Annotated in this window: 3 protein-coding genes; all 3 read left to right on the top strand. The window is 35.5% G+C overall.

Annotated features, from left to right (window positions below):
- The first annotated feature begins 189 nt into the window (after nt 1–189).
- From cdaA to glmM, 3 genes are read left to right on the top strand one after another with little or no spacing between them, the layout of a single operon-like run.
- On the top strand, nt 190–996 hold the full coding sequence (gene cdaA, locus HMPREF2937_RS07240; RefSeq protein ID WP_002481840.1) for a diadenylate cyclase CdaA: 807 nt from the start codon (nt 190–192) through the stop codon (nt 994–996).
- A 1-nt stretch (nt 997) separates the two neighbouring features.
- On the top strand, nt 998–1930 hold the full coding sequence (locus HMPREF2937_RS07235; RefSeq protein ID WP_070864315.1) for a CdaR family protein: 933 nt from the start codon (nt 998–1000) through the stop codon (nt 1928–1930).
- Between the two features lie 26 nt (nt 1931–1956).
- Nucleotides 1957–3312 (top strand): phosphoglucosamine mutase, encoded by a 1356-nt coding sequence (glmM, locus tag HMPREF2937_RS07230; RefSeq protein WP_002481838.1) that lies wholly within the window; start codon nt 1957–1959, stop codon nt 3310–3312.
- Nucleotides 3313–3408 lie beyond the last annotated feature (96 nt).

The raw sequence follows: 3408 nt of genomic DNA, 5'->3' as shown, positions 1-3408 counted from the left end.
TTTTTATATATCAACCGAATTTGACAAAGAGCCTTTTTCCTTTGCTATTTGAATTCAAGTATATAATTCAATTGTGTATGTATTTTTATTCTAAGCTAAAGGGGGATGTATGCTATAATTTATATGTATGAGCGCTGTAATAATCAATCATACAGCATTCATTGTAATTAGGTTACCGGAGGAGATGCTATGAATTTTGGCGGCATTTTTGAAAATTTCAATACGGTAAAGTTAATAACAAGTATTCTAGACTTACTTATAGTCTGGTATGTGATTTATCTGTTAATCACAGTATTCAAAGGTACTAAAGCAATCCAACTACTCAAAGGTATCATTGTTATTGTAATTGGTCGTTGGGTCAGTGCTGCTTTAGACTTGACTACTACTGCAAGATTGTTTGATATGGTTATCCAATGGGGGTTCTTAGCTATCATTGTGATCTTCCAACCAGAAATCAGACGTGCACTTGAGCAGTTAGGTAGAGGTAACCTGTTTAAACGCTATGTTGCTAATTCATCAGCAGATCAAGAGAAATTGATTAAAGCAGTTGGCGGAGCAGTACAATACATGGCCAAACGAAGAATTGGTGCTTTAATTGTGTTTGAGAAAAAGACAGGTCTTCAAGATTACATTGAGACAGGTATACCAATGGATTCTGATATTTCACAAGAGCTTTTGACGAATGTCTTTATTCCTAATACACCGTTGCATGATGGTGCAATGATTATTCAAGGAACAAAGATTGCAAGTGCTGCTTGTTATTTACCACTTTCTGATAGTTCTAAGATTTCAAAGAGTTTAGGAACAAGACACCGTGCTGCAGTAGGTATCTCAGAAGTTTCTGATGCATTTACCGCAGTGGTATCTGAAGAAACTGGTTCTATTTCTGTAACGTTTGATGGAAAATTACGTAAAGACATCTCACTAGAAGTCTTTGAAGAATTATTAGCTGAACATTGGTTTGATACAAGACTTCCAAAGAAAGGCGTGAAGTAGAATGTTTGAGAGCAAATGGGGTTTAAGATTTGTAGCATTTGTCTTAGCATTAGCTTTCTTTTTAACAGTGAACAATGTCTTTGGAGATATCTTTGGAACATCTAAACTATCACAAACTTCAACACGCACAATTTCGAATGTACCTGTAGAAGCTACATATAACAGTAAAAATTTATACGCTTCAGGCATACCTGACAGCGTAGACGTTCAAATTAAAGGTACACAATCCAAAGTGTTGAAAGCAGAACAATCAGATGACATTAAAGTCGAATTAGATCTAACTAAAACATCATTAGGTCGTCACAAAGTTGATTACGTTATTAAAGGTTTGGATAATGAAGTAGAGGGTACTGTTAATCCTAAACAAGCGACTGTTAATCTTGAGAAGAAAGTAACAAAGATGATGACAGTAACGCCTGATGTGAGTGAATCGTACATCAATTCTAACTATCAAATCAAAAATCAAACTGTGACACCAAAGAAAGTTAAAGTGATAGGTGGACAACATCAAGTAGATAGTATTGCTTACTTAAAAGCAACATTCAAAAATGATACAGATATCAACGACGATACAACAGATGTTGGTGAAATTGTAGCTTTTGATAAAAACTTGAAGAAACTTGATGTGATTACAAAACCAAGCACTGTTAATATTACTGTAGAGTTAGAACCTTACAGCAAGAAAGTAGATATTAAAAAGAAAGTTATCGGTAAATCAAATTCTAAGTTAAATGCTGATAATGTTAATTTGTCTAAACAACAAATTGAAATTTTTGGAAATAGAGATGAGTTAAGTGATATCCATAGTGTAACAGCAGTGGTTGATTTAGCAGACTTCGAAAATTCAGATGAAGCTGCTGTGAAGATGGAATTACCTGACAAAGTTAAAGATGCTGATGCGAGCGATATCAAAGCTACTATATCAGCGAAATAAATTAAGCATTAAAGGAGAATTTTGAAATGGGCAAATATTTTGGGACAGACGGAGTCAGAGGTGTAGCAAACGAAGAATTAACTCCAGAGCTGGCTTTTAAACTAGGTAGATACGGCGGTTATGTTTTAGCGCACAATGAAGACAAGAAGCATCCACAAGTCCTTGTAGGACGTGATACACGTGTTTCTGGGGAAATGTTGGAATTTGCGTTAATCGCAGGTTTAATTTCTATCGGTGCTGAAGTAATGCGATTAGGCGTTATTTCTACACCAGGTGTAGCATACTTAACAAAAGAAATGGATGCTGAATTAGGTGTTATGATTTCAGCTTCTCATAATCCAGTAGCAGATAATGGAATTAAATTCTTCGGCTCAGACGGCTTTAAATTATCTGATGATCAAGAACAAGAAATTGAAGCATTATTAGACGAAGAAAATCCTGACTTACCACGTCCAATCGGAAATGATATTGTTCAGTATTCGGACTACTTCGAAGGTACTCAAAAATACTTAAGCTATATAAAATCAACTGTCGATGTTAATTTTGAAGGTTTAAAAATTGCGTTAGATGGCGCAAATGGTTCAACATCACAACTTGCACCATTCTTATTCGGTGATTTAGAAGCTGATACAGAAGTTATTGGTTGCAGCCCAGACGGCTACAATATCAATGACGGTGTCGGATCAACGCATCCTGAAGCTTTAGCGCAAACAGTTGTGGAAACTGAAAGCGATTTTGGTTTAGCTTTTGATGGAGATGGAGACCGTTTAATTGCTGTTGATGAAAAAGGTAACATCGTTGATGGTGACCAAATCATGTTCATTATTGGTCAAGAAATGTCTAAAAACCAAGAATTAAACGATAACATGATTGTTTCTACTGTTATGAGTAACTTAGGTTTCTACAAAGCATTAGAAGCAGAAGGCATCAAATCTAATAAAACTAAAGTTGGCGACCGTTATGTAGTAGAAGAAATGCGTAGAGGTAATTACAACCTTGGTGGTGAACAATCAGGCCACATCGTAATGATGGACTACAATACTACAGGTGATGGTTTATTAACAGGTGTACAATTAGCAGCTGTTGTGAAATTAACAGGTAAACCATTAAGCGAACTTGCTGAACAAATGAAAAAATACCCACAATCATTAATTAACGTACGTGTAACAGATAAATATGCAGTGACTGATAATGCTGATGTTAAAGCAGAAATGGACCGCGTAGAAGCTGACATGAACGGTGAAGGACGCATTTTAGTACGTCCTTCAGGTACAGAGCCATTAGTACGTGTCATGGTAGAAGCTGCAACAGATGAAAAAGCTGAAAGCTATGCACAACAAATCGCAGATGTAGTTAAAGAAAAAATGGGTTTAAATGAATAATTAATTTTGAAGAACTGAGACTGGTAAGAAAGTCTCAGTTTTTTGATTTGTGGTACAAAAATAGAGGCTCTATAATAAATTCGGTTGATGAGATAA

The organism is Staphylococcus sp. HMSC061G12, from assembly GCF_001838465.1.
Classification (GTDB): Bacteria; Bacillota; Bacilli; order Staphylococcales; family Staphylococcaceae; genus Staphylococcus; species Staphylococcus simulans.
The sequence above is the reverse complement of the archived record's forward strand: the minus strand, read 5'-3'. Positions and strand labels throughout refer to the sequence as shown.

Excerpts from the sequence above, each read along its gene's own strand:
- cdaA (WP_002481840.1), top strand. The coding sequence starts at position 190 with ATGAATTTTGGCGGCATTTTTGAAAATTTCAATACGGTAAAGTTAATA.
- HMPREF2937_RS07235 (WP_070864315.1), top strand. The coding sequence starts at position 998 with ATGTTTGAGAGCAAATGGGGTTTAAGATTTGTAGCATTTGTCTTAGCA.
- glmM (WP_002481838.1), top strand. The coding sequence starts at position 1,957 with ATGGGCAAATATTTTGGGACAGACGGAGTCAGAGGTGTAGCAAACGAA.